Raw genomic sequence first — 26,039 nt, forward strand, 5'->3', positions numbered from 1 at the left:
TTCCCCCTTTTAATTTGAACTTCCAGCAAGTTCCACTATTGCATCTGCATAAATAGCAGTTGCTTTCACTAAATCTTCAATATCTACATATTCATCCACTTGATGCGCTACATCTTTTCTACCTGGGAACAGCATTCCAAATGCTACGCCTTTTTCTAATACCCTTGCATATGTGCCTCCACCAATAGACAATAGTTCAGCTTTCTCACCTGTATGTTTTTCGTATACTTTTTGTAATGTTTTAATGAGTATATCTTCTTTATCGACATAATGTGGTTTAGAATTAGTACCCAAATCTAATGTAATACCTGTACCACTAAGCACCTCTCTACATGCGCTTAATTGTTCATCGAAAGGATAGCTTACCGAATAACGCATGCTTACTTGCGTACAAGATCCCTCTGTGGGTGCGTAATGAATAACCCCTGGATTTAACGTCGTATCTCCTGAAATTTCATCTGTAAAATAAAGTGCCAGTGCATGCCCTCTACTATCTTCGCCGAAGGAATTTACTAAAAAGTTAACGAATGCTTTTGAATGAGGAGTCAAGTTAATGTTTTGCAAGAATTTCGCCAATATAATTCCAGCATTAACTCCATCATCTGGTTCCATTGCATGTGCTGATTTACCATTTACAAGCACTTTAACCATAGGACCTTCTTGCGTAACTTCTCCCGTAATATTATGGTCTGCTGCAAACGCTTGGAATTTTTCTTTAATCGTGTGTAGACCACCAAATATCACTGCAAAGGCCTCATCTGGCACCATATTTGTACGTTTTCCTGCTTGGAAAAATTGGATTGTTTCTGTTTCTGGCGAACCAGTTTGAGTGAAGATAAGCGTAGCGATTCCTTTTTCTGCATTAATAATTGGGAAATCTGCATCGGGTGCAAATCCCATCCCAGGCATTTCCTCTTTTGCAAAATATCTATCCATACAACGGAAGTCAGTTTCTTCGTCTGTTCCAATAATTAGGCGGACTCTTTTCGAAAGCTCGACCCCGGCTTCTTTAACTAATTTCATCGCCATCCAGGCTGCAATAGTTGGTCCTTTATCGTCTATAGCACCGCGTCCATATACTTTGCCATCTGCGACAGCCCCTTCAAATGGTGGGAATGTCCAGTTTTTACCTTCTGGCACAACGTCCACATGACAGAGGATACCTAAAATATCTTCCCCTTCACCCATTTCAATATGCCCTGCTACATTATCAATATTCTTTGTTAGAAAGCCTTCTTTCTCGCCTTCATTTAACATATGTAAAAGAGCTTCTAATGGTTTAGGACCAAAAGGCATTTCTTCATTACCTGCTTTTTCATTCATCACACTTGGAATTTGTATTAATCTTTGTAATTCTGCTACGATATCGGCTTTTTTTAATTCTGCTAATTCTAACCAGTTCATATTCGTTCCCTCCTAAGTAATACTTATATTCCATTTTACACTTTTTATAGAAAAAGACATAAAAAAATCCACGGGTCCTTTAAGTTCAAAACCTGTTCCTTCGTTTTCACTGGGCTTTGGGCAGGCGTTTTTTACTATAAGATTACCGAGTGAATTTTAGGGATATTGGTGTTTGGCTATCCGTCGCCCTTCTGCACTCTTAGATCTCTTTATTTCCAATAGTAAAAAAGGAAATCTACTTTCTTCATCCTTCATTTCAGAATTGGTATCCCTAATTCAACAGAAGGTTTTATCATTATATTAACTTTGACTACTCTTATCATCTAAGCGATTGGCTATGCTCTATCTTCTATTTGAGTATTACTCAATTAATTGATTGTAGTGAAAGGTGGCGACTCCGGCGGGAAAAGCGATAGACGAAGACCCCAGAGCGTTTAAGGATGGAAGGCTAAGTGCGCCACATTATGTGGCAACGCCTTCATGACCAACATCCTGTTGGTCCGAGGCTGAGGCAACGCCCGCGGAAAACGTCCACCTGAAACGAAAATCAGTAGTATTATTTATTCATTCTTTCACACATAAACACAGTGTACATGATACATTTTTATATATTTTCTTTTAAAAAAGAAGGATTCTTACTTGATTGATAGTAAATTAATGCCCCAAAATTTCTATAAAGCTACTCTCTGAAAAACTTAAACACCCCTTTATGTAATGCTAATTGAAGCATGTTACCATTCTTAGGAGATATGTGAATTATTTGTAAATATCATAATCTCTATGGAAATTTCAATAAAAATCTACTATAATGGAATTGTCAGAAAGTAATTATTCTGACCATCATTTAGTAAAGGGGCTGTAAATTGCAATTACTCAGTTGCTTTTCACCCAAGTCGTCCGCTAGTCTAGCCAAGGGATATCATGATGAAGGAGTGGTTACTTATGAAACCAACTACTGATCGGATGCTAACTCGAATAAAAGACATGTATATGTTCATCCGTGATCACGGGACAGTTACAACACAAGATTTAGTCGATGAATTTGGCATCACTCCTCGCACAATTCAACGAGATTTGAATGTGCTTGCTTTTAATGACTTAATCATTAGCCCAACAAGAGGGAAATGGACCACGACGAACAAACGCGTTAAAATGACATCTTAGATATGATCAATATGAAAAGAATGACCAAGCTTAAACCTTAAGCCTGGTCATTCTTTTACTGTATTTGCTCTAACTCTTCTTCTGTCAACTCTCGGTATGTGCCTTCTACAAGTGTATCGTCTAACTCAAGTAGCCCCATCGAAAGCCTTTTCAAGTAAACTACTTGTTTCCCCACTGCTTCAAACATTCTTTTCACTTGATGAAATTTACCTTCTGTAATGGATAATTCTATTTCAGAAATAGGACCACTTTTTAAGATATTAAGTATACCAGGCTTTGTATGATAGCCATCATCCAATATCACCCCGTTGGAAAAGGCTGTAATATCCGATTCGTCTACTACGCCCTCTACTTTGGCATAATACACTTTTGGTATATTCTTATTTGGAGATAGAAGTCGATGTGTTAGAGCTCCATCATTCGTCAATAACAGAAGTCCAACTGTATCCTTATCTAATCTTCCTACTGGATATGGTTCAAAATGGCGTACATCCTCATCCAATAAATCTACAACTGTTTGATCCGTTGAGTCTTCTGTTGCAGAAATTACTCCAGGCGGTTTATTCATCATTAAATAGATGAATTCTTTATACTCCACTACATCTCCGTAAACCGACACTTTATCCTTTAACTCATTCACATGTATGGAGCTGTCTTTTACAACGGCCTCATTTACTTGAATAGCCTTTGATTTGATTAATATTTTAACTTCTTTTCTAGTACCATATCCCATATGAGATAGAAATTTATCTAATCGCATTTTATTCTCCTAGAAACCAAATTTTTTCGTAAAACGGGTAAGTCTCTCTCCAAATAGTTTTTGAGCAAGACCCAATCGTAATGTAACAAATCCATAAAAAGCTGCCCCTATACCTGCACAAACAATTATGACAAGTAATCCTTCAAGCTTAGTATCAATTGTCATTAACTGCCCAAATCCTAATTTGACTATGAATACAAGTGCTAACATTATTACATTTACTATTAAAATAAGCATAACTCTTCGAACGACCATATTTGATTTATAATGTAATGTCTTTTTAATAGCAAACAGATTCAACACAATTGCGACAACATAACCGCATGCAGTAGCCATGATAGCACCATCTGTTTCGAATAACTTAATAAACGGCATATTTAGAACTAGCTTCGTCAATATTCCAAGCAATAAGTTTAAAATGATTAACTTTTGTCGATCAATACCTTGCAAGATAGAAGTAGTTACTGGATATAACGCAAATAAAATAGCAACCGGAGCGTAATGTGCAAGCACTGTTGCGCCCGTTTTACTCGCTTCATAAAACACTAAGTAAAACTCATCTGCTAAAACAGCAATTCCCATTGCTGCAGGAACCGTTAAGAACAATAAAATTTGGATAGATTGATCCAAAGATTTTCTTACTTGAGTAAAATCTTGTTTAGCGTAATAACTAGTTATATAAGGAACTAACGCCATAGAAAAACCAGTCGCAAGCATAACAGGGATCATCACTAGTTTATGTGTAGTTAAATTTAACATGCCTAGATAAATTCCTGATTCTCTTCCACTTATGCCAATCATCGCCATAGCCCGATTAAATGTTATCATATCAACAAATTGGAATAGGGGATTTATAACCCCAACTAATGCAAAAGGAACTGTATAGACCAATATTTCCTTATATATATTTTTCAAAGAAACGTTAGAAGTCCGATTACCGCTACTTTCTAGTAAATCATTAAATTCTGGTTTTATTTTTTTCCAATACCGATATAAAACGAATAAACTTGCAATTGCTCCTAAAAATGCTGCAAAAACCGCGAATGATACAGCTGTTTTTTCCGTGCCATTAAACACTTTTAAAACCAAAAATGCTCCTGATAGTACAAACAAAATACGGACTATTTGCTCGATCAATTGCGATATAGCAGTAGGAGTCATATGTTGATATCCTTGGAAAAACCCTCTTATTAAACTCATCACCGGTACAACGATAACTGCAAAACTTACATACTTTATAACCGTTGCAACATCCTGAACAGTTATTAATGTATCCTCATCTTTTATGACTAAACGGGCAATAGGTTCTGCCAAAAAATATAAAACAAGAAATCCAAGCACACCAGTTACTATCATAAGTAACATGCTCGATTTCACCAATTTTCTTCCAGTTGCATAATCACCTAATGTGTTATATTTGGAAACAAACTTTGAAACGGCTATTGGAATACCAGAAACCGCAATAGCAAGCACTATTGAATATGGAACGTACGCATATTGGTAAAGGCCAATGTAATCCTCTCCAACTAATTGATAAAAAGGTATTATGTAAAGAACACCTAGTATTCTTGATAATAAGAGACCGATCGTTAGGATCATTGTCCCTTTTAATAAATTCGATGCCATCTAACCCGTCCATTCCTATCAAATTCACCTCGACGAATGCGCGCCACGATGTTTCTCGAACTTGCTTGAGAGAATATCACCCAAAAAATCTGTGGCATCCGCCAAAGGTCTTAACTGTATTAAGCAGAGGTTTCCAAAACCCCTTTGTTAAATACATATTTTGCATTAACCTCACCACTTTTAGAAATGGGAGACTTTTGCTCCTGCGCAAGCACGTCGCACAAAAATATTTGCTTAATAAAGTTAAAATGTCTATCTTACAGTTTACAACTGTCTAAACAAAACTACAATCATGTATAATAAAGAAAAAACCGAAAGTGTGAATATATTATGTATGACGTTATTGTAATTGGTGGGGGTCCCTCCGGATTAATGGCCGCTGCGGCAGCTGGTGCTGAAAATAAGAAAGTACTACTTATAGAAAAAGGAAATAAGCTTGGGAAAAAGCTCGCAATATCTGGGGGCGGTCGTTGTAATGTTACGAATAGACTCCCTCAAGAAGAAATTGTAAAAAACATTCCTGGAAATGGTCGATTTTTATTCAGCCCATTTTCCGTTTTTAATAATGAAGATATTATCGAGTTCTTTGAAGGTTTAGGTGTTGCTTTAAAGGAAGAAGATCACGGAAGAATGTTCCCGGTTTCTAACAAGGCTATGGACGTTGTAAATGCTCTTTTAGATGAATTAAAAAGATTACAGGTAGAAATAAAGTTAAATTCCGTAGTTGCCAAATTATTGATGAATGATGAGAAAGTAATTGGTATTAGACTAGCGTCTGGTGAAGAAATTACCGCAGGAGCAATCGTCGTAGCAGTCGGAGGTAAAGCAGTTCCTCAAACCGGATCAACTGGAGACGGTTATCCTTGGGCTGAAAAAGCCGGTCATACTGTAACGGACTTATATCCAACAGAGGTCCCTTTGTTGTCCAATGAGGCATTTATCCAATCGAAAGAGCTTCAAGGTCTTGCACTTCGTGGCGCTGGTGTATCTGTATTAAACAAAAAAGGAAAACCAATTATTACGCATGAGATGGATATGCTGTTTACACATTTCGGCTTAAGCGGTCCCGCTGTCTTAAGATGTAGCCAGTTCGTTGTGAAGGAACAGAAGAAAAACGGTGGACAACCTGTTGCCGTTCGTATTGATAGTCTTCCGGAGCAAAATGAGGAACAAACTTTCCAAATGTTACTATCCGCTTTAAAAGAAGATCCCAAAAAGGCAGTAAAAAATGTGTGGAAAGGTATTGTACCCGAAAGATGGCTGTTATTTTTACTTCAACGAGTTGAAATTCAGGAAAGTGAAGATGGTCAAAATCTTCCGCACGAAAAGATTCGTGCACTGGCACATGAGTTAAAGCAATTTAGTGTCTTTGTTTATGGTACACAACCTTTAGAAAAAGCATTTGTTACTGGTGGCGGTGTTTCTATCAAGGAAATAGAACCCAAAACGATGGCTTCAAAGAAAAAGGCTGGACTATATTTTTGTGGGGAAATATTAGATATCCACGGATACACAGGTGGCTATAATATCACATCGGCCCTTGTAACAGGAAAAATTGCTGGAATGAGTGCCGCAAAATCGATTGAATTTTAAGATAACTTATAATACAATAGACGATAACAAGCGATAAGGAAGAATAGTAACTTTATGAAATGCTCTAGAGAGCTGACGACAGGTGCGAGTCAGTGCTGGCAATAAAGTGAATGGGCTTCTTAGCTCCAAAGCTGAACAGTTAAACTCAGTAGGTTTTGGCGTCCGTCTACGTTATAGGACTCGCAACTGTTTGGTTGCAATAAGTGGATTACAATAGTAATCAATAAAGGTGGCACCACGGCTCTCCGTCCTTTTCGATGGGGGGCCTTTTTGTGTTTAGTTGAGATGAGATTAGCCTGAAAAAAGGAGAGCTGAGCAATGACAGTTGAGACGAGAAGCTATCAAATGAAAGAAATTCAAGGGGATATGATGACTCCTATTTCCATTTATCATTCCTTGCAAGGCAAGAAAAAAATGTTATTTGAATCCTCCGCAAAACATGAGGAAAGTGGAAGATATTCCTTTATAGCAGTCGACCCTATTGGTGAATTAACTGGGGACCAGCATGGATATTCTTTATCTTTAGAAAATGGAGAAATTGAACGAGAGCAAATATCCGTCATAGAAAAGCTTAAAAAGATGATGCCGATACATCCAGAGCCGTATCCATTTTCTTTTTTTGGAGGAGCTATTGGTTATTTTGGCTATGAAACTGCCTTTTATAATGAGAAAATAGGAAATCTATTAAGTGATGAATTAGAAATGCCTGATGTACATGTCATGTTTTACGACACATTTATTATTTTCGATCATTTAAAACAAACTGTTTCCATTGCCGCTATCGATTTATTCCAAAATGGACGTACTGACAATAGGATGACTACCGCAATAGAAAAGATTTACGCTGAACTTCAGCAAGGACCGATCATTCCTGAAATTATAGAGCCTAAGCTCGCTTTTGGACCACAGATTCAAGAGCAAGACTTTACGGATATGGTAGAAAAAGCAAAGGAACATATTTTAAAAGGCGACATATTCCAGGTTGTCTTATCTCAGCGTTTTACTTCTCCTTTTAACGGAGACCCTTTCTCGTTGTATAGACAGCTTCGTACTTCCAATCCATCTCCGTATATGTTCTATTTGGACTTTGAGGCCTATACTATTTTAGGAACATCTCCTGAAAGCTTAGTAAAGGTAAAAAATGGATTAGTAACAACGAATCCTATAGCTGGAACAAAGCCACGCGGAAAAACGGTTGAGGAAGATACTCGCATTGCAAATGAGCTATTAAGTGATGAAAAAGAAGTTGCAGAGCATCGGATGCTCGTCGATTTAGGACGTAATGATATTGGTAGAATTGCAGAAATCGGAACAGTTCAGATTGAGAAATATATGAAAGTTGAGTACTACAAATATGTCATGCATATTGTGTCCGAGGTTACTGGTCGATTGAAAGAAAATGCCCATGTTCTAGATGTGTTAACTACCTGCTTACCGGCGGGAACTGTATCTGGTGCACCGAAAATTAGAGCCATGCAGATTATCAATAATTTAGAGCCTATGAAACGCGGTGTTTACGCAGGAGCAGTTGGCTATATTTCCGTGACAGGTAATATGGATTTAGCACTTGCCATTCGAACAATGGTTGTTAAGGATCATTATGCACATGTTCAAGCGGGAGCCGGTATTGTCCATGATTCTATTCCAAAGAGTGAATATGAGGAAACGATTCACAAAGCAAAGGCTCTTTTGGAGGTGCAACGATGATTTTATTAATCGATAACTATGATTCTTTTACGTATAACTTATATCAGCAAGTAAGCATGCTTGGCAAAGAAGTAAAAGTTGTTCGTAACGACGCTATTTCTATTAGTGAAATAGAAGAAATGAATCCTGAGGCCCTTATTATTTCTCCCGGACCAGGCACTCCTGTCGATGCAGGGATTTCGATTGAAATTATTCAGAAGCTATACAAAAAGTATCCTATTTTAGGCATATGTCTTGGTCATCAATCGATTGGGGCTGCTTTTGGAGCAAAAATTGTCCAGGCAAAAACGATTATGCACGGAAAAATGTCGACATTATCGTATAGAAAACAAGCACTATTCGAATCCTTCGATGAGCCAATTTCCGTCATGCGTTATCATTCGCTTGTTATTGAAGAAGAGTCATTAATAGTTGAACTCGAAGTGCTTGCAAGAGCAGAGGACGACAATGAAATAATGGCGATCAAACATATCGACTACCCTCTTTACGGACTTCAATTTCATCCGGAATCAATTGGGACGGAGCACGGTAGCCGAATGATGCAGTCATTTATCGAAGCACTCGAAAGAAATTATGTAAAATAAGCAATAATTTGAGCTCCTAGGATCATTCTAGGGGCTTTTTTTTGTCCGCAAAACTTGGAAATCGAGTTTAGTTGGAATATTGAGCTGTTTAGTTGGAATTTCGGAGGGTTTAGTTGGAATAATGAGCATCCTAGTTGGAATAACCATAAAACGGAAAAAAACCACTCTCCCCTACTTGGGAGAGTGCGGCTTTTCAAATGTTGGTATTAACATCTAACATGCTTTCGTTTAAAACCAAGCCTTCCTTTGTCAGCTTCTTTTTGAATACTTTCGAAAGAATTTAGCAAGCTGTTTTTTTTGTTGTCTCGTTTCACTTCTACTATACCGATTGCCTTGGCTATCTCGACTGCCTGCTCATGAAGTGGTAAATAGGAAATCCCCACGGTATTCACAAAATTATTCATAGCAGATTTTGCTCGTTCCGGTGAATCGTGTATCGTAGCTTTCACCATTTCAAGCATATTGGAAATTTTACTTTCCGAAAACTCAACATCTTTTCGATTTCCTAAAAGCCAGCAGTAGCAACTCCAACCTGCTGACATTCTCAGCTCTTCACCACTTGCAATCCATTTATCAGAAACTTGTTGAGCAATATCTGACTCGGATAAAGTAACGGCTACTACAAAATCGGATAGCATATAAAAATACGCCGTGTCCATCCAACGATCATAATCCGACTCCGTCATCGCTTTTGGGTCTGCAATAATACCTGCAAAATACATCGCATCGTAGTTCCCAGTTGCATAAAGCTCATCAGCTAATACTTGATTTATTTTTATTTTCTTTGACATTGGCTTCATAGCACCTGTTGCCACGCCAAAAAGCGGTTCATGCGCTCCATTGGATAAATATATTTTTTTAGTTCGTTCCTTGCCAAGGGCTTCAAGCTCCTGCATAACCTCTTCTAAATTCATCCATTAGCACTTCCTTCTCTTCAAAGTTTTCACTCCATCTTTTGCTTATCGAATACATCTCCATTATCCTATAAAAGACTACTATTTGTCAGTAAACTACCTATTCCATATAAGATTTATTCACCATTAAACGTCCGTTTAAATTTTTTTTATAAAATCCAAACTTTAATGTATTAGGAATCGTTTAATACATAACGAAAGGAGTTGTGATTTTGATACATATTAATGACTTAAAAGAATTAATGTTTCAATATACAGAACCCTTAATACGCTTGGCTTATTACTACGTGAAGGATCTCCAAGCTGCAGAGGATATCGTACAAGATGTATTTATCAAATTTTATCATAATCAGAACTCTTACGAAGAACGCGGTGAGTTAAAGGCCTTTTTAACAACAATGACTGTTAATAAAAGCAAAGATTACTTGAAAAGCTGGGCTTATAGAAAAGTACAACTACAAAATAAATTTTTTTCACCAGCTAGCAAACGAAATACAGATGAATTAGTTAGAAAAGACGAGCAAGCAATAATTGGAGAAGCAATCCTTGAATTGCCTTTAAAACAGCGCGAAGTTCTAATCTATTTCTATTTCAATGAAATGACTATTGCTGAGGTTGCACATATTTTATCTATTCCAGAAGGTACTGTAAAAACTCGATTGAGGCGTGGTAAAGAACTATTAAAAAATAAGCTGAAAGGAATAGAATGGGAGGTACTTTTACATGAATAAATATATTCCTACTGAAGTAAAAGATTTAACAGTCAGTAAACAGCGAGTTATGCGAAACGTAGTGGATGAGATAGAACATAACCAGGTAAAACCAAAATATAAATGGAGATATGTAGTGATTACTACTATTTTGATAATGATTGCAATGCTTTTTGTCTTAAACGAAACCTTTATGGAAACGGAACAGCAGTCTGCAACCAAACTGCAATTAGATTTTACTAAACCCACATTCTCAGAAGAACAAGGTTTACTTTATCTTAATGGAGTGACATTAGGTGACTCACAATCAAAAGTAATTGAACACTTAGGTGAAAATTATTCCGTAGAATATCAAGAGGATGGAAGTATTGCTGACTTTATATTAGATTATGAAGGTATTGCGAGATTTTATTTTTATCAAGACAAATTAGATTCAATAATATTTATGAAAGTAGATGAAACCTACTTTGACAATTTATTTAATAATTACAACGGGTTTAAATTTCTTACTCCAACGAGTGGTAATGACCGTTACTTCTACTTAAAGGAAACTGGTCTGCTATTAAAAGCAACAATCATTGCAGACGGAACTCTTTACTTATATCTAATGCGAGGTGGCATGGACCTCTTAGAAAATCCAGATTTCCCAAAAATAGAACAGATTTTAGATTAGGTTTTAGAAAATTACTGGCCCAATTACAAATCAATGGTATCTTCAACCATAAAAACCAACAAAAAATCATCCCAGCTCTAAGAAAAACATAGAGTTGGGATGATTTTAATCCATCTTTTTTACTTATGATCAGGCTACATTAAATGACGATATTGATCATTTTACCTGGAATCGCAATAATTTTCTTCACTTCTTGGCCTTCCAACCATTGTTGGACTTGTTCAGAAGCAAGCGCTAATGCTTCTAACTCTTCTTTTGTTGCATCTTTAGCAACAGTCAATTTTGCACGAACTTTCCCTTTAATTTGAACAGGAATTTCTACTTCATTGTCTACTAATTTAGATTCGTCAAATGTTGGCCATTCTTCATACACGATTGTATCGTTATGTCCAAGAATACTCCAAAGCTCCTCTGCAATATGCGGAACGATTGGAGAAATAAGTTTCACAAAACCTTCTACATATTCTTTTGAAATTTGCTCTGCTTTATAGCCTTCATTGATAAATACCATCATTTGTGAAATAGCTGTATTATAATGCATTGCTTCAAAGTCTTCCGTTACTTTTTTAACTGTTTGATGATATGCTTTTTCCATATTATCAGAAGAAGTGTCTGTAACTTTAGCACTCAGTTTACCATCTTCATTTACAAGTAGACGCCAAATACGATCTAAGAATCTTCTTGAACCATCTAATCCGTTTGTAGACCATGGTTTCGAAGAGTCTAGTGGTCCCATGAACATTTCATATAGACGAAGTGAATCAGCACCATGACTTGTCACGATATCATCAGGGTTAACTACATTCCCTTTTGATTTGGACATTTTCTCGTTACCTTCCCCTAGAATCATTCCTTGGTTAAATAGTTTTTGGAATGGCTCTTTCGTAGTTACAACACCTATGTCATAAAGAAATTTATGCCAAAAGCGTGCGTACAATAAATGAAGGACTGCATGCTCTGCTCCTCCTACATAAATGTCAACTGGAAGCCAACGTTTAGCAAGTTCTGGATCGACAAGTGCTTCGTCATTGTTTGGATCAATATAGCGTAAGTAATACCAGCAGCTACCTGCCCACTGAGGCATTGTATTCGTTTCCCGACGACCTTTTTTGCCTGTTACTGGATCTACAACATTTATCCACTCCGTAATATTAGCAAGTGGTGATTCGCCTGTTCCACTAGGTTTAATATCCGTTGTTACCGGAAGCATTAATGGTAATTCTGATTCCTCTACAGGTGTAGAAGTACCATCTTCCCAATGGATGATTGGAATTGGCTCACCCCAATAACGTTGACGGCTGAATAACCAGTCGCGTAAACGGAACGTGATTTTCTTCTCACCTTTACCGTTTGCTTCAAACCATTCAATCGCTTTAGCAATCGCTTCTTGTTTATTTAAGCCATTCAAAAACTCTGAGTTAACAAGCGTACCGTCTGCTGTGTAAGCTTCTTTTGCGATATCCCCACCAGAAACTACTTCCACGATTGGTAGATCAAATTGTTTTGCGAACTCAAAGTCACGCTCATCATGCGCAGGAACTGCCATAATAGCCCCTGTTCCGTATGTTGCTAACACATAATCCGCAATCCAAATCGGCATTTTTTCGCCACTTACCGGGTTAATCGCATAAGCACCTGTAAATACGCCTGTTTTGTGTTTTGCAAGATCTGTACGTTCTAAGTCACTTTTCAATATCACTTGATCTTTATAAGCTTGCACTGCATCTGCTTGGTCAGCTGTTGTAATTACATCCACAAGCTTATGTTCAGGTGCTAATACTGCATAAGTTGCACCAAAAATAGTATCTGGTCGTGTTGTAAATGCACGGAAGGATTCATTTGTACCATCTACTTCAAATGTAAGCTCTGCACCTTCAGAACGCCCAATCCAATTTCGTTGCATTTCTTTTAAGCTTTCTGGCCAGTCAAGATCATCTAAATCCTCTAAAAGTCTATCGGCATAAGCAGTTATTCGAAGTACCCATTGACGCATTGGGCGACGTTCTACTGGATGCCCTCCACGTTCAGATAGACCATCGATTACTTCTTCATTTGCCAAAACAGTTCCCAAAGCTGGGCACCAGTTTACTGGCACTTCGTCGACATATGCAAGACCTTTTTTATACAGCTGAATGAAAATCCATTGTGTCCATTTATAATAAGAAGGATCTGTCGTATTTACTTCTCTGTCCCAGTCAAATGAGAATCCTAAATCCATCATTTGACGTTTAAATGTGGCAATATTTTTCGCCGTAAATTCTGCAGGATCATTTCCAGTATCGATTGCATATTGTTCTGCTGGAAGTCCAAAAGCATCCCACCCCATCGGATGAAGAACGTTATAGCCCTGTTTACGTTTAAAAGCGCTTAGAATATCCGTTGCTATGTACCCTAGTGGATGCCCTACGTGTAGGCCAACTCCTGAAGGATAAGGGAACATATCCAATGCATAAAATTTTGGTTTAGAAGGATCATCTGTCATTTTATACGTCTTATTTTCCTGCCAATATTTTTGCCATTTCTTTTCAATTGATTCATGATTAAAGCTCATCATAACTCCTCCTTAAATGTATAAAAAGCGGAAACGCCTATCTTTGGAAGTCAGCCTAAGTTCGCGACATCCTGTCGCAACGACTGACTGACCCACATCCTGTGTGCAACCGACAAGCGCTGGAAGAATTTCATGTAAAGGCGTCCTTTGCCTTTGCTGAAATTCTGAAGCGACTCGAGGGGCTAGGCGTTGAAGCTAGAAATAAAAAAACTCGCCCCTTAAAAAACTAAGGGACGAGAGATATACTCACGCGGTACCACCCAAATTAGTGAAAACTTCACTCAACTTGATTCCTTAACGCGGAAAACGGTATAAGCTACTATCAGTTCACTTACACAGACTCTAAGGCGAGTTCAATAATTCGTAACGCTAACTTGCACCATCCGTTAGCTCTCTAAAGAAACGAGATTTACCTACTAATCCTTTTCACAGTCGACTTCTATTAGATTTATCATAATGGATTACGGTATAAAATACAAGCTGATGTTAAATAGCCACATTTTCTTTCACATCTTTAATAATAAGCTCTGCTTCGGTAGCATCAATAATATCTTGAACTGAATAGCCCTCGAAAACTTCTTTTAGTTCAAGTCCACTTTCTGTTACTTCTATCATTGCCCGTTCTGTTATTATTTTATTCACAACTGCCTTACCTGTTAAAGGTAATTCACATTGTTTTTTTATTTTCGGAGAACCGTCCTTTGCACAATGATCCATAATGACGATAATTTTTTTAGCACCGTGCACTAGGTCCATTGCTCCTCCCATGCCCTTAATCATCTTCCCTGGAATCATCCAGTTAGCAAGATCACCTTTTTCAGATACTTCCATCGCACCTAAAATGGCTACATCTACATGACCTCCGCGAATCATCGCAAATGACTCTGCACTATCAAAAAAAGCAGAGCCGGGTATAGTAGTAACTGTTTCCTTCCCAGCATTTATAAGATCAGGGTCTACTTCTTGCTCGGTCGGATATGGTCCAATGCCAAGTAAACCATTTTCAGATTGTAAAACGACCGTTTTATCGGGGGAGATGAAATTCGCTACTAAAGTTGGAATTCCAATTCCCAGGTTTACGTAGTTTCCATTTTCGATTTCTTTTTCTGCTCTTCTTGCAATTTTTTCACGTGTATTCAATCGAAACTCCTCCTTAAGAACGTGTCGTTAAACGTTCGATTCTTTTTTCCTGTTGTGCTTGAAATAGACCTTGAACATAAATACTCGGTGTATGTATTTGAGCTGGAATTAAATCTCCTGTTTCCACAATTTCTTCTACTTCCGCAATGGTAATTTTACCTGCAGCTGCCATCATTGGATTGAAGTTTTGTGCTGTCTTATTATAAATAAGGTTACCAAACTTGTCTGCCTTAGCTGCTCGTATGAAAGCATAATCAGCTCGAAGTGCCTCTTCCAGTACATACTCCTTGCCATCATATACACGAACTTCTTTTCCCTCCGCTACTATAGTTCCAACACCAGCTGGAGTAAAGAATGCTGGAATCCCTGCACCACCAGCACGGATTTTCTCTGCTAACGTTCCTTGTGGTGTCAATTCCACTTCTATCTCTCCGGAAATTACCTGTCTCTCAAACTCTTTATTTTCTCCAACATATGAACCAATCATTTTCTTTATCTGTTTATTTTTAAGTAGTAGTCCTAGACCCCACTCATCCACCCCACAATTGTTGGAGATAACCGTTAAGTCCTTCACACCTTTATCGACTAATGCTAATATTAACTGCTCTGGAATTCCAACAAGACCAAAACCTCCAACCATTAGTGTCATTCCATCTTGCACTCCTGCAACAGCTTCTTTAGCTGAATTATAAATAGGTTTCATGCTCCCAATCCCCTTTCCTTTGTAAGCTTGATACATTCTTATTTTCTCAAATATCCGACAACTTAGCAATCTATTTCCTAGTTCTGTTCCAAGATAGATCCTTATTCCATTTACCTACATCCTTATAAAAACGCACCGACTATTAAATCGGGCGTTTATATAAGTAATGAAATTTATTGACTCGTGTAGCCACCGTCTAAAACAACTGCTTGACCCGTCATTCCTTTAGCTGCATCACTAGCTAAAAACAAAGCGAGATCTGCAATTTCTTTTACATCTAACAATCGTTTCTGTGGAACTAAAGGATATAACACATCTTCTAAAACAGATTCAACTGGAACATTACGTACTTTTGCTAAATCCTTAAATTGATTACGAACAAGTGGTGTATCCACATATCCTGGACAAACAGCATTTACTGTAATCCCATCTGCTGCTGTCTCAAGAGCGGCAACTTTCGTAAGTCCAATTACGCCATGTTTAGCTGAATTATAGGCAGCTTTACCAGCAAAACCAACTAAACCGTTAATAGAGGCCATATTAATAATTCTGCCAAATCCATTCTTCCGCATATATGGAAGAACATGTTTAGTAGCTATAAACGGTGCTGTTAACATTATTTTTAGCAACAACTCAAAACGTTCAGTTGGAAAATCTTCCAGCATCGCAACATGCTGCATCCCTGCATTGTTAATAAGAATATCAATACGCCCGTACTTTTCTACAGTGGCATTAATAGAATTAATTATATCTTCTTCCACTGTCACATCACACTTAAGACCTAATACTTCCTCACCTAATAGTTTGGCAGCTACTTTTACTTGTTCTTCATTAATATCAGTTAATACTACAATCGCACCAGCTTTATAAAACTCCTGAGCAATCTCCAATCCAATCCCTTGAGCTGCCCCAGTTATAAGAAGCACTCTATCTTTTACCATTTGTTTACCCCCACAAAGTTTGTCGTATAAAAATTATTGAAAATTATCATCCTAATCCAAATCCAAAAGAGAAGAGTACAATGGCAATTATTACACCAAGTATTGGAACTACCACAGTTGTTGCAGCTACTGGCCAATAAGCAGCACTATGTTTTTCTCCACATATTGATTGAATGGTAGTTACGACATACCCGTTATGTGGCAACGAATCAAGAGCACCGGAAGATATTGCAACGACCCTGTGTAAAGCTTCTGTGTTTACACCCATATCCATATAGTGTGGTGCTAACAATGGCAATGCAATCGTTTGACCACCTGATGAAGAACCTGTCATTCCAGCAATTACAGATACTGCTATAGCTGCTCCGATTAATGGTGAACCAGGGATATTTGTCATCGCTTCCACGGCAGTTGTAAATGCAGGTACGTTTTTAGCAACTCCCCCAAAACCTACTACTGCTGCAGTATTACCAATTGCTATGATTGCTCCGACAGTACCTGCCGAAATTGCCTCCCAGAAATTCTGGGAGTATTTTCTTCCAACAATATAAGTTGTAATTACACCACCAAGTAATGCAATTATTAAGGCAGATTGCGCAAGACTGTTATGGAAAATATAAGAAATTAGAAGCACAACTACTAATGGAGTCATTGCTAAAAATGGATTCGGTAGATTTCTTTTTGTATCAAATGTTGGATATGTTTCACGGTCAATAAAACGTTCTCCCTTATTAACTGCCTTCGAGATAATTCGTTTCAACCACCAATACCCAAAAGTCGCCATAAATACAGCGACAATAATACTTACTTCCCAGCCAGCATATGCATTCGTCCCTAAATATTGAATTGGAATCCAGTTTTGAATTTCAGGTGAACCCGCAGATGTCATCGTAAATGTTACAGACCCTAGCGCTAATGTCGCTGGTATAAAACGACGAGGTAAGTCCGCTTGTTTGAATAGAGAAATGGCCATTGGATATACAGAAAACGCTACTACGAATAGACTTACTCCTCCATATGTTAATACAGCACAGGCAAGAACAATAGCAAGCACTGCATACTTCATTCCTAGTTTACCAACTATCCATTTGGATACGGAATCTGCTGCACCACTATCCTCCATGACTTTTCCAAATACTGCTCCGAGTAAGAACATCATATACCAAGATGCAATAAATCCCGTAAATCCAGACATATAACTAGTCACAAAATCTGCTTCATCTTTGCCGGCAATCTGAGAAAATAATGGCATTCCACTAGTTAAAGCGACAACAAGTGCCGAGATAGGTCCAGCTATTAATATATTAACTCCCTTCATAGTCAAAATTATTAGTAAAGCTAAGCCTCCAATTAAACCAATCATACTTAATGCTTCCATTAACAAGTCCCCCTTTATTTTATTTCGAGATAGAATAATAAGCGTTCTAATTGTGGTAACAATTTATCAAAGTTCTAGAAACATATAACATTATCTAAAAAAATATAAGTAAGGCAGAAAACATCTTCTTTGAAATTTTTAGTCACCAGGACTAGTGGTCCTTGCATTTCTACATCCCACAATCTATATCTCTGCAGTAGAATAGATCTCTTAACTAAGATAAACGTGAAATAACTAGACTATTAAAAGCGCTTACAGTAGCCATTAAAACACACACGTAAATTTCATACAATAGTAATTGTGACGATACTGTTAAGCTTTATTTTTACATTATTCCTATTTTTCGGATAATTATATTAATAAAGCTAATAATAGTAGGATTTCTACAAAATAAAAAAATCCACTTTCCTGGATTCGTGTCCGGAAAAGTGGATTTAGGTCATAAGTTGTGTTTTTTTATTTTTTCATATAGCGTTGATCTACTGAGACCAAGCTGCTTGGCAATTCGTATTTTATCATATTCTTCCTCTAAGTAAGATTGAAGCACTTTTTTTTCTACTTCCGCTAATATGTCCTCTAGTGTCCCAGTAGTTTGGAAAGAAGGTACATTACGCAGCTTTATTTGCGAAGGAAGTGCAGATGGTAATATAATATCATTTTCAGCTAAATAAACTGCCGCTTGGAGGATATTTTGTAATTCTCTCACATTTCCTGGCCAATGATAGGATTGGAGTATTTCTCTCGTTTTAGTCGCTAATGTTACACTTCTGCGACCAGCTTGAAGCATAAACTTTTGTAGAAAATAGTTGAGTAAATCTACGAAGTCTTCCATTCTTTCCCTTAAAGGCGGGATTTTCAGCGTAATTGCTTGTAAACGGTAAAACAAATCTTCCCGAAACTTCTTTTCCTCTATCAATTGAGATAGGGATATATTGGATGAAACTACAATGCGAACATTTACTTTTTCACTATTATCCGCATTCAATGGTAAAATTTCCTCTTCCTGCATTGCTCTTAAAAGCTTTGCTTGAAGTGTAAGAGGAAGTGCACTAATTTCATCTATATATATAGTCCCATTATCGGCCTGTTTAATCCTCCCATTATGTACTGTTCCGGTAAGCAGATTATATACACCAAATAATTCTTTTTCCAGCAAATCAGCAGGAATTGCCGCACAATTTACTTTAACAAAAGGACAGTCTGATCGTTCAGATAGCTGATGAATGCTATGGGCGAACATGTCCTTCCCGGTTCCACTCTCCCCTTCTATTAATACTGGAAGATCACTTGGAGCAATGATTTCAATTGTGTCTTTTATTTTTCGAATGGCTGGAGAACTTCCTTTAATGCTTTCTAATCTGTATTCGGTATAACTATTATCTTCTATATTTAACTGAATTCTTTCCATTGTGTTCCTAACATGAGAACTTAACTTTTTCCAATCAGACATATCTCGAAAAATAACACTTCCAAATGCGCCAACAATCTTTCCGTCTACAAAAAGAGGAACACGATTTGCAAGCATATAAGTTCCTTTAATATAATGGGGAGAAGCATTATCGGGAATCCCTGATTTAATAACTTCATGCATTTTTGTATTTTCAATAATGTCAGCTACAGGTTTACCTATAGCTTCCTCTCTCTTCACTTCAAGAAAACGACAATAATCCTCATTAATATATAGAATTTTCGAGTCTGCATCTACTACAACAAACCATTGAAAAGCATTTTCTAAAATTTCAGCAAGAACCGATGTTGGTAAGTAATGTTGAAGATTTTCCAAATTAAATCACATCCTTCTCAGTAGCTTCTTTCTTAAGTGGACGATCATATAAAAGTGTCGGAACTATCGCTAGCCCAATAAGCAAAGTGAAAACTAGGAACATAGCTTGTACTCCATAAACATCAACTAATATTCCTCCAGCAAGTGGGCCAATCATTCTTCCGATAGTAGCCATGCTGTTCACGATACCTTGATAAAAACCTTCTCTTCCTTTTGGTGCTAACTGATCAGCTAATGTAGGTACTGCTGGCCAAATGAATACCTCCCCGATTGTCAGGACAACCATTGCAACGATAAACATCGTATAATCTTCCGCAAAAGAAACAAAAACAAAAGACCCCATAAATATTACTATACCAATAATCATCTGTGTTTTTATCCGGTTCTCCAACCTATTGATAATCGGTTTAATAAGTGGCTGAGCTACTACTATAAGTGCACCGTTTATCGTCCAAAGTAAACTATATTGTTTTAAAGATATTCCTAAATCCAATACATGTGTAGAAATGGTTGAAGTCCATTGAACATAGGCTATCCAAGTAAGCATATATCCTATGGATACAATCATCATTGCATAAAAAGGTGCCTTTTGTTTCATTTTTTTAGAACTTTTCAAAATAGATGCATTTATGTTAGGAGCCACGGACATTTTGCGGTAATAGACTCCCGCAACCAACAGAAATAATACATATGTCAATAAATTCGCAAGAAATATATTATTAATATTATGATCCGCTACTAAACCTGCAACAGCGGGACCAAGAGCCACCCCTACGTTTTGAGCCAAATATATGGCATTGAAAGCCCTGCGACCTCCCTCCGGCCATACACTTCCTACTAAAGCATACATACTCGGAAAAATTATTCCACCACTAAAACCAAGAATAGCAACAAACCATATATATTCTGGCCAGCCATGCCAAAATGTTAAGAACAATAGGGAGATCATCGACAATATTATTCCAAACATAATAGATTTATATCCACCTATTCTGTCAAATAGATACCCTCCTAGTAAGTTACCGACAACACCCGTTCCAGCACTAATCATTAGTACGAATCCTGCCATCGTTAACGTTTGTCCTAAATGATCATGCATATATATTGTATGTAATGGCCATAAAAAAGAATTTCCCATCGTATTAATAAACATTCCCAATATTAAAAACCATACTACTTTAGGCAATTTAAACACCTCACTTCTATTATACTCAGAAGAATATTGTATTCCTTTTCAAATGGCACTTCAAGAAGATTAGAACAAACTTAACAAACTCATGTTAAAATAGTCCTGTTAAGGAGTGAAGGATATGTACGAAAACAATTTTCCATTCCCATCAGATGGGAAACGATATTATACATGGAATCGTTATTTACGAGATATATTTGGTATGAAAATTTTTAAAATAGCATTAGATGCTGGTTTTGATTGTCCTAATAGAGATGGTACTGTCGCATTTGGTGGTTGCACTTTTTGTAGTGTAGCCGGAAGTGGTGATTTCGCTGGCGACAAAGTAGATCCTATTCCAGTTCAATTTGAAAAAATTAAGACAAACATGCATGAAAAATGGAAAAACGGAAAATATATAGCTTATTTTCAAGCCTATACGAATACCCACGCCCCTCTTCCTGTTTTGAAAGAGAAATTTGAGGCTGCACTAGCATTAGAAGGTGTAATAGGACTTTCTATTGCGACAAGACCCGATTGTTTACCAGATGATGTAGTGGAATATTTAGGGGAACTAAACAAGCGTACATTTTTATGGGTAGAGCTTGGTCTTCAAACTGTCCATGAGAGAACAGCTAATTTGGTGAATCGTGCTCATGACTTCCCTACTTATATAGAAGGAGTCCAAAAATTGAGGAAGCATGGCATTCCAATCTGTACGCATATTATAAATGGGCTACCCTTAGAAAACCGGGAAATGATGATGGAAACCGCAAGAGAAGTGGCCAAGCTAGACGTTCAAGGAATTAAAATTCATTTACTTCATTTACTAAAAGGGACACCATTGGTTAAACAATATGAAAAAGGGATGCTAGAGTTCATGGATCGCGATGCTTATATCCAGCTAGTTGCAGATCAACTTGAGATCCTCCCCCCTGAGATGGTCGTACAACGAATAACAGGAGATGGTCCTATCGACTTAATGATCGGACCGATGTGGAGTGTAAACAAATGGGATGTGTTAAATGGAATAGATGCTGAACTTGCCTCTCGGGAGAGTTACCAAGGAAAATATTATATAAAAAATGGTGTAGCAAAATGAAACTAAAAAGAGTATTACCTTTTGCTAAACAATTGTTAATGTCTACAATCGTACCGGGAGATACTGTAGTGGATGCAACTGCAGGAAATGGCCATGACACGTTGTTTTTAGCAGAGCTTGTTGGAGAGCATGGACATGTATATGCTTTTGACATTCAAACAGAAGCCATCCAAGCAACTACTAAAAGATTAGAAGAAGCAAACAAATTAGAAATAGCAACATTAGTACAGGATGGGCATGAAAACCTTCATCTTTATATTCAACAAGAAGTTTCAGCGGCAATATTCAATCTTGGCTACTTGCCTGGAAGTAATCATGGAATTATTACAAGAGGACATTCTACAAAGCAAGCAATTGAATCATTACTACCATTACTTAAAGTTGGAGGAATAATAGTATTAGTAGTTTACCAAGGTCATCAAGGTGGTAAAGAAGAAAAAGAGATAATTATCGAGTATGTGCAGAGTTTATCCCAATCCTTTGTCCACGTATTAAGCTATCAATTTCTTAACCAACAAAATGATCCTCCATTTATCATCGCTATTGAAAAGATGAAAGAATAAAAGTAATTGTATATCTTGCTTCAATAAGGGAAGTATAAGGAATAAAAGGAGTGAGTCCATGCCAAAGATTGCTTCAATTAGTACATACAATCCTCCATATACATTGGAACAATCAAACATTGAAAGTCTCACAAAAGAGCTATTTCAAGATAAAATACCTCAATTGAATAGACTATTAAAAGTGTTTGAAAATGGAGATATAGAAACTCGCCATTTTTGTGTTCCTTTGGAATGGCATCAAATGGAACATAGCTTTGAAGAACGTAATAATTTGTATATAGAGTTAGCTACACAATATAGTATCGAAGTAATCGAACTTTGTTTAAATAATCATGATTTTTTAGAATCTTCCCTGCATCCTAGTGAAATTGATGCAATTGTATTTGTTAGTAGCACTGGTATATCTACCCCGAGTATTGATGCACGGGTCATGAATCACCTGGCTTTTTCTGATCGGATGAAACGTATTCCATTATGGGGTTTAGGCTGTGCCGGTGGTGCATCTGGGATAAGCAGAGCATTCGATTATTGCAAGGCGCATCCGACCGCAAAAGTATTAGTAGTTTGTGTAGAGCTCTGTAGTTTGACCTTTCAACCTAATGATTTTTCGAAAAGTAATTTAATAGGAGCCTCGTTATTTGCAGATGGAGCAGCATGTGCATTAGTTTGTGGAGATGATGCGAAGCTTACTACTACCAAACGAGTTCCTCACATAATCGCAACAGCTTCTAAATGGATGCCAGATTCAGTAGATGTGATGGGTTGGGATATTAAAAACAATGGACTGCATGTTGTATTTTCCAAAAGCATTCCTTCTATTATTACTTCTTGGTTGGGCCCATTTGTAGATGATTTTCTAGGTGAGCAGCATGTGAAGAAGGAACAGTTAGCAAACTTTGTTGCACATCCCGGAGGAAAGAAAGTATTAAAAGCATATGAGGAAACCCTGGACCTAACAGAACAACATACACACATCTCACGAGAGGTATTAAAGAGGAACGGGAATATGTCCTCCCCCACAGTTCTTTATGTATTGGAGCAATTTATGAAGGAACAACATAAAAACGAAGAATTAGGATTACTAGTCGCATTAGGTCCAGGTTTTTGCGGAGAAGCTGTATTACTAAATTGGAGGGATTAGTTTGTTATTCTTCATCATCATATCGCTAGTGATTACTCAGAGACTTATCGAGGTTGCGATCGCTAAACGCAATGAAAAAAGGATGCTTGCCAGGGGAGCTTATGAAGTTGGCGCATCACATTATCCTTATATGGTGACGATGCATGTATGTTTTTTTATAAGCCTTATAGTAGAAGTATTAGTTTTTAACCGAGCAATATCACCTTTGCTTCCGATATTTCTGTTACTTTTTATCTTTGTTCAATTATTGCGCATTTGGTGCTTAACATCTCTAGGTTCTTTTTGGAATACTAAAATCATCATTTTACCAGATGCAAATGTCGTTAGAAGTGGACCATATACCTTTATGCGACATCCGAACTATGTGGTTGTTTGTTTAGAAATCGTATTATTACCATTTATGTTTCAAGCATATTTTACAGCTATTTCCTTTACACTGTTGAATCTCGCTATGCTTTCTGTAAGAATTCCTACGGAAGAAAAAGCATTAAGAGAAGCTACTAATTATACAGACGAATTTAAAAAGAAGATTTCGGCATTATGACCGAAATCTTCTTTTCTTATTGACTCATTTCTTTATAAATAACATAAACAGAACACCTATGCTTTTACATCTCTTTTAATAAACGTCATAAAGCTTAATACCAAAAAGACTATAGCATAAATAGCGAGGACTGTTAATGACATAAATAAAGTTGTTTCCTCTATAAAATATTCTTTTCTAAGATGTTGCGTTAAATCGGAATGCGTTAACCATATATATTCCACTGGTATATACTTTTGCAAGAGCATTATGATCATTGGTCCCATCATTAAAAATAGCATGGATAAAGCTATAGCAATGGAAGGTGAACTAAATACCGTTCCGATAAAGAATGCAAATAGTATAGACATAGTGAAATCTCCTAAGGAGTACACATACGTTAACAAGATATCTTTCATCGTATTGGTTTGTTGCACAACACCGTCAACAATGGTCAGATCGACTCCTGTAGCAGTGCCAAACAATATAAATCCAAGTACGGTAGTGAGGATAATTGTCACTATTATTAAAGTAAAACCAAACAAGAATATCGTTATTAGTTTAGAGGCTAACACTTTGAATCGGGAAACCGGTCTTGTTAAAAGCATCTTAATCGTACCATCTGTATATTCCTGCGATACAATGGATGCACCTGGAATAACAGTTAACAATGTAATAAGCACCATTATAGATGCACCAAATGCCATATTACCTTCCATACTTTGGTTCACTTGAGGTGCTGCATTATTGTCCAAGCGATATTGTGCCATCGCCTTTTGATCCTCAAAAATCTGGATGGACCATTCATCTAAATCTGGTGTTTGAAGCTGTGTATTGGCATCATCAATCAACGATTGTTGTTCCTGCTTCCAATCTGAGGTGTTTACTTCATCCATAGTCACTTTATCTAATACACCAAATCCAATAATAACTAATAATAAAATACCTAAGATAGCCCATGTACCTTTTTTATGCCATAATTTCATCCATTCATTTTGTATCAAACTAAACAATTTGACCGCCTCCTGTCATTTGAAGGAACTGCTCTTCAAGCGATTCATGCACGGCTGAAACAGCAAAAATTTGAACCTGTTGTCCCACTAGTTCATTGATAAGCGCTGGTACCTTCTCTTCTTTCAATTCAAGTAAAAATACCCCTTGATTGATTGTAAATATGTAGCCATTTGAACTTAAATAGCCTTCTACTAATTCTGCTGGTTCTGCTTTAAGTTGCATTCGTGTCTTTTCATCACTTTGAATCATCCGTTCATCAATGAGCTTACCGTTTTGTATAACAGCCACACGGTCACACATTAACTCTATTTCTGATAACAGATGACTAGAGACAAAAATAGAAACGTTATTCTCCACAGCTATTTTCCGAAGATATGTCCGGAACTCTCGAATTCCCGCCGGATCCAGGCCATTCGTTGGTTCATCTAATATTAAGAATTTCGGATTATGTAGTAATGCTTGTGCTAATCCTAACCGTTGACGCATCCCTAATGAATACGTCGATACTTTTTCGTTAATGCGCTTTGACAAACCTACTTGGTCAATTATTTCATCAATTCGTTCCTTTGTTACACCTTTATGCATTCTGGAAAAATGAAGTAAGTTTTTGTAACCTGACATATACTTATACATTTCCGGATTTTCTACAATTACCCCTACATTCGAAATTGCCTTTTCGTAATCATTTGCTATAGATGCACCCTCAATTGTAATTGTTCCACTAGTTAGTTTCATAAGACCTGTCATTAAGCGAACTGTTGTTGTTTTACCAGCCCCATTTGGTCCTAAAAATCCAGTAATCTGTCCTGGAAATAACTCTAGTGATAGATTATCAATAAGTGTTTTTCCTTTAATAACCTTCGTAACATTTTTTAATACAACTATTGGTTTTGACAC

General features: G+C 37.1%; 23 protein-coding genes and 2 other annotated features. Of the genes, 10 read left to right on the forward strand and 13 right to left on the reverse strand.

The annotated features are described in order from the left end of the window. Positions 1-9: 9 nt before the first annotated feature. On the reverse strand, positions 10-1,404 hold the full coding sequence (gene pepV, locus LDK52_RS11775; RefSeq protein WP_277586169.1) for a dipeptidase PepV: 1,395 nt from the start codon (positions 1,402-1,404) through the stop codon (positions 10-12). Positions 1,405-2,346: 942 nt separating this feature from the next. On the opposite strand from pepV, the gene LDK52_RS11780 reads away from it, so the two are divergent. Continuing rightward, positions 2,347-2,568, forward strand: a complete 222-nt coding sequence (locus LDK52_RS11780; protein WP_093536820.1) for a DeoR family transcriptional regulator — start codon at positions 2,347-2,349, stop codon at positions 2,566-2,568. 55 nt (positions 2,569-2,623) lie between these two features. On the opposite strand, the gene LDK52_RS11785 is transcribed toward LDK52_RS11780, so the two are convergent. Together LDK52_RS11785 and LDK52_RS11790 are read right to left on the reverse strand one after the other, a co-directional pair. Continuing rightward, positions 2,624-3,328, reverse strand: a complete 705-nt coding sequence (locus tag LDK52_RS11785; RefSeq protein WP_277586170.1) for a pseudouridine synthase — start codon at positions 3,326-3,328, stop codon at positions 2,624-2,626. A gap of 9 nt (positions 3,329-3,337) precedes the next feature. Then, positions 3,338-4,954 (reverse strand): putative polysaccharide biosynthesis protein, encoded by a 1,617-nt coding sequence (locus LDK52_RS11790; RefSeq protein ID WP_277586171.1) that lies wholly within the window; start codon positions 4,952-4,954, stop codon positions 3,338-3,340. A gap of 330 nt (positions 4,955-5,284) precedes the next feature. On the opposite strand from LDK52_RS11790, the gene LDK52_RS11795 reads away from it, so the two are divergent. The 3 genes from LDK52_RS11795 to LDK52_RS11805 all read left to right on the forward strand — a co-directional run bounded on the left by LDK52_RS11795 (position 5,285) and on the right by LDK52_RS11805 (position 8,838). Beyond that, a complete protein-coding gene (locus LDK52_RS11795; protein ID WP_277586172.1) occupies positions 5,285-6,547 on the forward strand; it encodes a BaiN/RdsA family NAD(P)/FAD-dependent oxidoreductase in 1,263 nt (420 codons plus the stop codon). A gap of 24 nt (positions 6,548-6,571) precedes the next feature. Then, positions 6,572-6,803 (forward strand) — a binding site (T-box leader). Between the two features lie 62 nt (positions 6,804-6,865). Beyond that, positions 6,866-8,254: an anthranilate synthase component I gene (gene trpE / locus LDK52_RS11800; protein WP_277586173.1), complete on the forward strand. Its 1,389-nt coding sequence runs from the start codon at positions 6,866-6,868 to the stop codon at positions 8,252-8,254. Further along, positions 8,251-8,838 carry an anthranilate synthase component II gene (locus LDK52_RS11805; protein WP_277586174.1) on the forward strand — a complete coding sequence of 196 codons (588 nt, stop codon included), beginning with the start codon at positions 8,251-8,253 and terminating at the stop codon, positions 8,836-8,838. Before trpE ends, LDK52_RS11805 begins: the two co-directional genes overlap by 4 nt. Before the next feature lie 206 nt (positions 8,839-9,044). Here LDK52_RS11805 and LDK52_RS11810 read toward each other — a convergent pair whose 3' ends face one another. Next, positions 9,045-9,752 (reverse strand): DNA alkylation repair protein, encoded by a 708-nt coding sequence (locus tag LDK52_RS11810; RefSeq protein WP_277586175.1) that lies wholly within the window; start codon positions 9,750-9,752, stop codon positions 9,045-9,047. A gap of 206 nt (positions 9,753-9,958) precedes the next feature. On the opposite strand from LDK52_RS11810, the gene LDK52_RS11815 reads away from it, so the two are divergent. Together LDK52_RS11815 and LDK52_RS11820 are read left to right on the forward strand one after the other, a co-directional pair. Then, on the forward strand, positions 9,959-10,483 hold the full coding sequence (locus LDK52_RS11815; protein ID WP_277586176.1) for a sigma-70 family RNA polymerase sigma factor: 525 nt from the start codon (positions 9,959-9,961) through the stop codon (positions 10,481-10,483). After that, positions 10,476-11,135 carry a hypothetical protein gene (locus LDK52_RS11820; RefSeq protein ID WP_277586177.1) on the forward strand — a complete coding sequence of 220 codons (660 nt, stop codon included), beginning with the start codon at positions 10,476-10,478 and terminating at the stop codon, positions 11,133-11,135. The genes LDK52_RS11815 and LDK52_RS11820 overlap by 8 nt, the downstream gene beginning before the upstream one ends. A 139-nt stretch (positions 11,136-11,274) precedes the next feature. Here LDK52_RS11820 and leuS read toward each other — a convergent pair whose 3' ends face one another. The 7 genes from leuS to LDK52_RS11855 all read right to left on the reverse strand — a co-directional run bounded on the left by leuS (position 11,275) and on the right by LDK52_RS11855 (position 20,817). After that, positions 11,275-13,686, reverse strand: a complete 2,412-nt coding sequence (gene leuS / locus LDK52_RS11825; RefSeq protein WP_277586178.1) for a leucine--tRNA ligase — start codon at positions 13,684-13,686, stop codon at positions 11,275-11,277. Between the two features lie 226 nt (positions 13,687-13,912). Further along, positions 13,913-14,125 (reverse strand) — a binding site (T-box leader). Between the two features lie 47 nt (positions 14,126-14,172). Next, positions 14,173-14,826 carry a 3-oxoacid CoA-transferase subunit B gene (locus LDK52_RS11830; RefSeq protein WP_277586179.1) on the reverse strand — a complete coding sequence of 218 codons (654 nt, stop codon included), beginning with the start codon at positions 14,824-14,826 and terminating at the stop codon, positions 14,173-14,175. Positions 14,827-14,839: 13 nt separating this feature from the next. Continuing rightward, positions 14,840-15,529 (reverse strand): CoA transferase subunit A, encoded by a 690-nt coding sequence (locus LDK52_RS11835; RefSeq protein WP_277586180.1) that lies wholly within the window; start codon positions 15,527-15,529, stop codon positions 14,840-14,842. A gap of 173 nt (positions 15,530-15,702) precedes the next feature. Next, complete coding sequence (locus LDK52_RS11840) at positions 15,703-16,470, reverse strand: 3-hydroxybutyrate dehydrogenase (protein ID WP_277586181.1); 768 nt, start codon at positions 16,468-16,470, stop codon at positions 15,703-15,705. A gap of 46 nt (positions 16,471-16,516) precedes the next feature. Beyond that, entirely contained in the window at positions 16,517-17,848 is a 1,332-nt protein-coding gene (locus LDK52_RS11845) for a GntP family permease (RefSeq protein ID WP_277586182.1), read from the reverse strand. A 439-nt stretch (positions 17,849-18,287) separates the two neighbouring features. Then, a complete protein-coding gene (locus LDK52_RS11850; RefSeq protein ID WP_277586183.1) occupies positions 18,288-19,631 on the reverse strand; it encodes a sigma-54 interaction domain-containing protein in 1,344 nt (447 codons plus the stop codon). A gap of 1 nt (position 19,632) precedes the next feature. Then, the gene (locus LDK52_RS11855; protein WP_277586184.1) at positions 19,633-20,817 is read right to left on the reverse strand and encodes an MDR family MFS transporter; all 1,185 of its coding nucleotides are present in this window, start codon (positions 20,815-20,817) and stop codon (positions 19,633-19,635) included. A 124-nt stretch (positions 20,818-20,941) separates the two neighbouring features. On the opposite strand from LDK52_RS11855, the gene mnmL reads away from it, so the two are divergent. The 4 genes from mnmL to LDK52_RS11875 are packed head-to-tail and all read left to right on the forward strand — an operon-like array spanning position 20,942 to position 24,149. Next, positions 20,942-21,901, forward strand: coding sequence for a tRNA modification radical SAM protein MnmL/YtqA (gene mnmL / locus LDK52_RS11860; RefSeq protein WP_277586185.1), 960 nt, complete (start codon positions 20,942-20,944; stop codon positions 21,899-21,901). Next, positions 21,898-22,464 (forward strand): tRNA 5-(aminomethyl)-2-thiouridylate-methyltransferase MnmM, encoded by a 567-nt coding sequence (gene mnmM / locus LDK52_RS11865; protein ID WP_277586186.1) that lies wholly within the window; start codon positions 21,898-21,900, stop codon positions 22,462-22,464. The genes mnmL and mnmM overlap by 4 nt, the downstream gene beginning before the upstream one ends. 58 nt (positions 22,465-22,522) lie before the next feature. Continuing rightward, a complete protein-coding gene (locus LDK52_RS11870) occupies positions 22,523-23,605 on the forward strand; it encodes a type III polyketide synthase (protein ID WP_277586187.1) in 1,083 nt (360 codons plus the stop codon). Between the two features lies 1 nt (position 23,606). After that, positions 23,607-24,149, forward strand: coding sequence for an isoprenylcysteine carboxyl methyltransferase family protein (locus tag LDK52_RS11875; protein WP_277586188.1), 543 nt, complete (start codon positions 23,607-23,609; stop codon positions 24,147-24,149). 56 nt (positions 24,150-24,205) lie between these two features. On the opposite strand, the gene LDK52_RS11880 is transcribed toward LDK52_RS11875, so the two are convergent. Then, entirely contained in the window at positions 24,206-25,141 is a 936-nt protein-coding gene (locus LDK52_RS11880; RefSeq protein ID WP_277586189.1) for an ABC transporter permease, read from the reverse strand. Next, entirely contained in the window at positions 25,134-26,039 is a 906-nt protein-coding gene (locus LDK52_RS11885) for an ABC transporter ATP-binding protein (RefSeq protein WP_277586190.1), read from the reverse strand. The genes LDK52_RS11880 and LDK52_RS11885 overlap by 8 nt, the downstream gene beginning before the upstream one ends.

This window comes from Psychrobacillus antarcticus (genome assembly GCF_029533155.1).
GTDB classification, from domain to species: Bacteria; Bacillota; Bacilli; order Bacillales_A; family Planococcaceae; genus Psychrobacillus; species Psychrobacillus antarcticus.

What these genes read in the sequence shown, in the direction of transcription:
- pepV (WP_277586169.1), bottom strand. Translation starts at nt 1,404, where the DNA reads ATGAACTGGTTAGAATTAGCAGAATTAAAAAAAGCCGATATCGTAGCA.
- LDK52_RS11780 (WP_093536820.1), top strand. Translation starts at nt 2,347, where the DNA reads ATGAAACCAACTACTGATCGGATGCTAACTCGAATAAAAGACATGTAT.
- LDK52_RS11785 (WP_277586170.1), bottom strand. Translation starts at nt 3,328, where the DNA reads ATGCGATTAGATAAATTTCTATCTCATATGGGATATGGTACTAGAAAA.
- LDK52_RS11790 (WP_277586171.1), bottom strand. Translation starts at nt 4,954, where the DNA reads ATGGCATCGAATTTATTAAAAGGGACAATGATCCTAACGATCGGTCTC.
- LDK52_RS11795 (WP_277586172.1), top strand. Translation starts at nt 5,285, where the DNA reads ATGTATGACGTTATTGTAATTGGTGGGGGTCCCTCCGGATTAATGGCC.
- trpE (WP_277586173.1), top strand. Translation starts at nt 6,866, where the DNA reads ATGACAGTTGAGACGAGAAGCTATCAAATGAAAGAAATTCAAGGGGAT.
- LDK52_RS11805 (WP_277586174.1), top strand. Translation starts at nt 8,251, where the DNA reads ATGATTTTATTAATCGATAACTATGATTCTTTTACGTATAACTTATAT.
- LDK52_RS11810 (WP_277586175.1), bottom strand. Translation starts at nt 9,752, where the DNA reads ATGAATTTAGAAGAGGTTATGCAGGAGCTTGAAGCCCTTGGCAAGGAA.
- LDK52_RS11820 (WP_277586177.1), top strand. Translation starts at nt 10,476, where the DNA reads ATGAATAAATATATTCCTACTGAAGTAAAAGATTTAACAGTCAGTAAA.
- leuS (WP_277586178.1), bottom strand. Translation starts at nt 13,686, where the DNA reads ATGAGCTTTAATCATGAATCAATTGAAAAGAAATGGCAAAAATATTGG.
- LDK52_RS11835 (WP_277586180.1), bottom strand. Translation starts at nt 15,529, where the DNA reads ATGAAACCTATTTATAATTCAGCTAAAGAAGCTGTTGCAGGAGTGCAA.
- LDK52_RS11840 (WP_277586181.1), bottom strand. Translation starts at nt 16,470, where the DNA reads ATGGTAAAAGATAGAGTGCTTCTTATAACTGGGGCAGCTCAAGGGATT.
- LDK52_RS11845 (WP_277586182.1), bottom strand. Translation starts at nt 17,848, where the DNA reads ATGGAAGCATTAAGTATGATTGGTTTAATTGGAGGCTTAGCTTTACTA.
- mnmL (WP_277586185.1), top strand. Translation starts at nt 20,942, where the DNA reads ATGTACGAAAACAATTTTCCATTCCCATCAGATGGGAAACGATATTAT.
- mnmM (WP_277586186.1), top strand. Translation starts at nt 21,898, where the DNA reads ATGAAACTAAAAAGAGTATTACCTTTTGCTAAACAATTGTTAATGTCT.
- LDK52_RS11870 (WP_277586187.1), top strand. Translation starts at nt 22,523, where the DNA reads ATGCCAAAGATTGCTTCAATTAGTACATACAATCCTCCATATACATTG.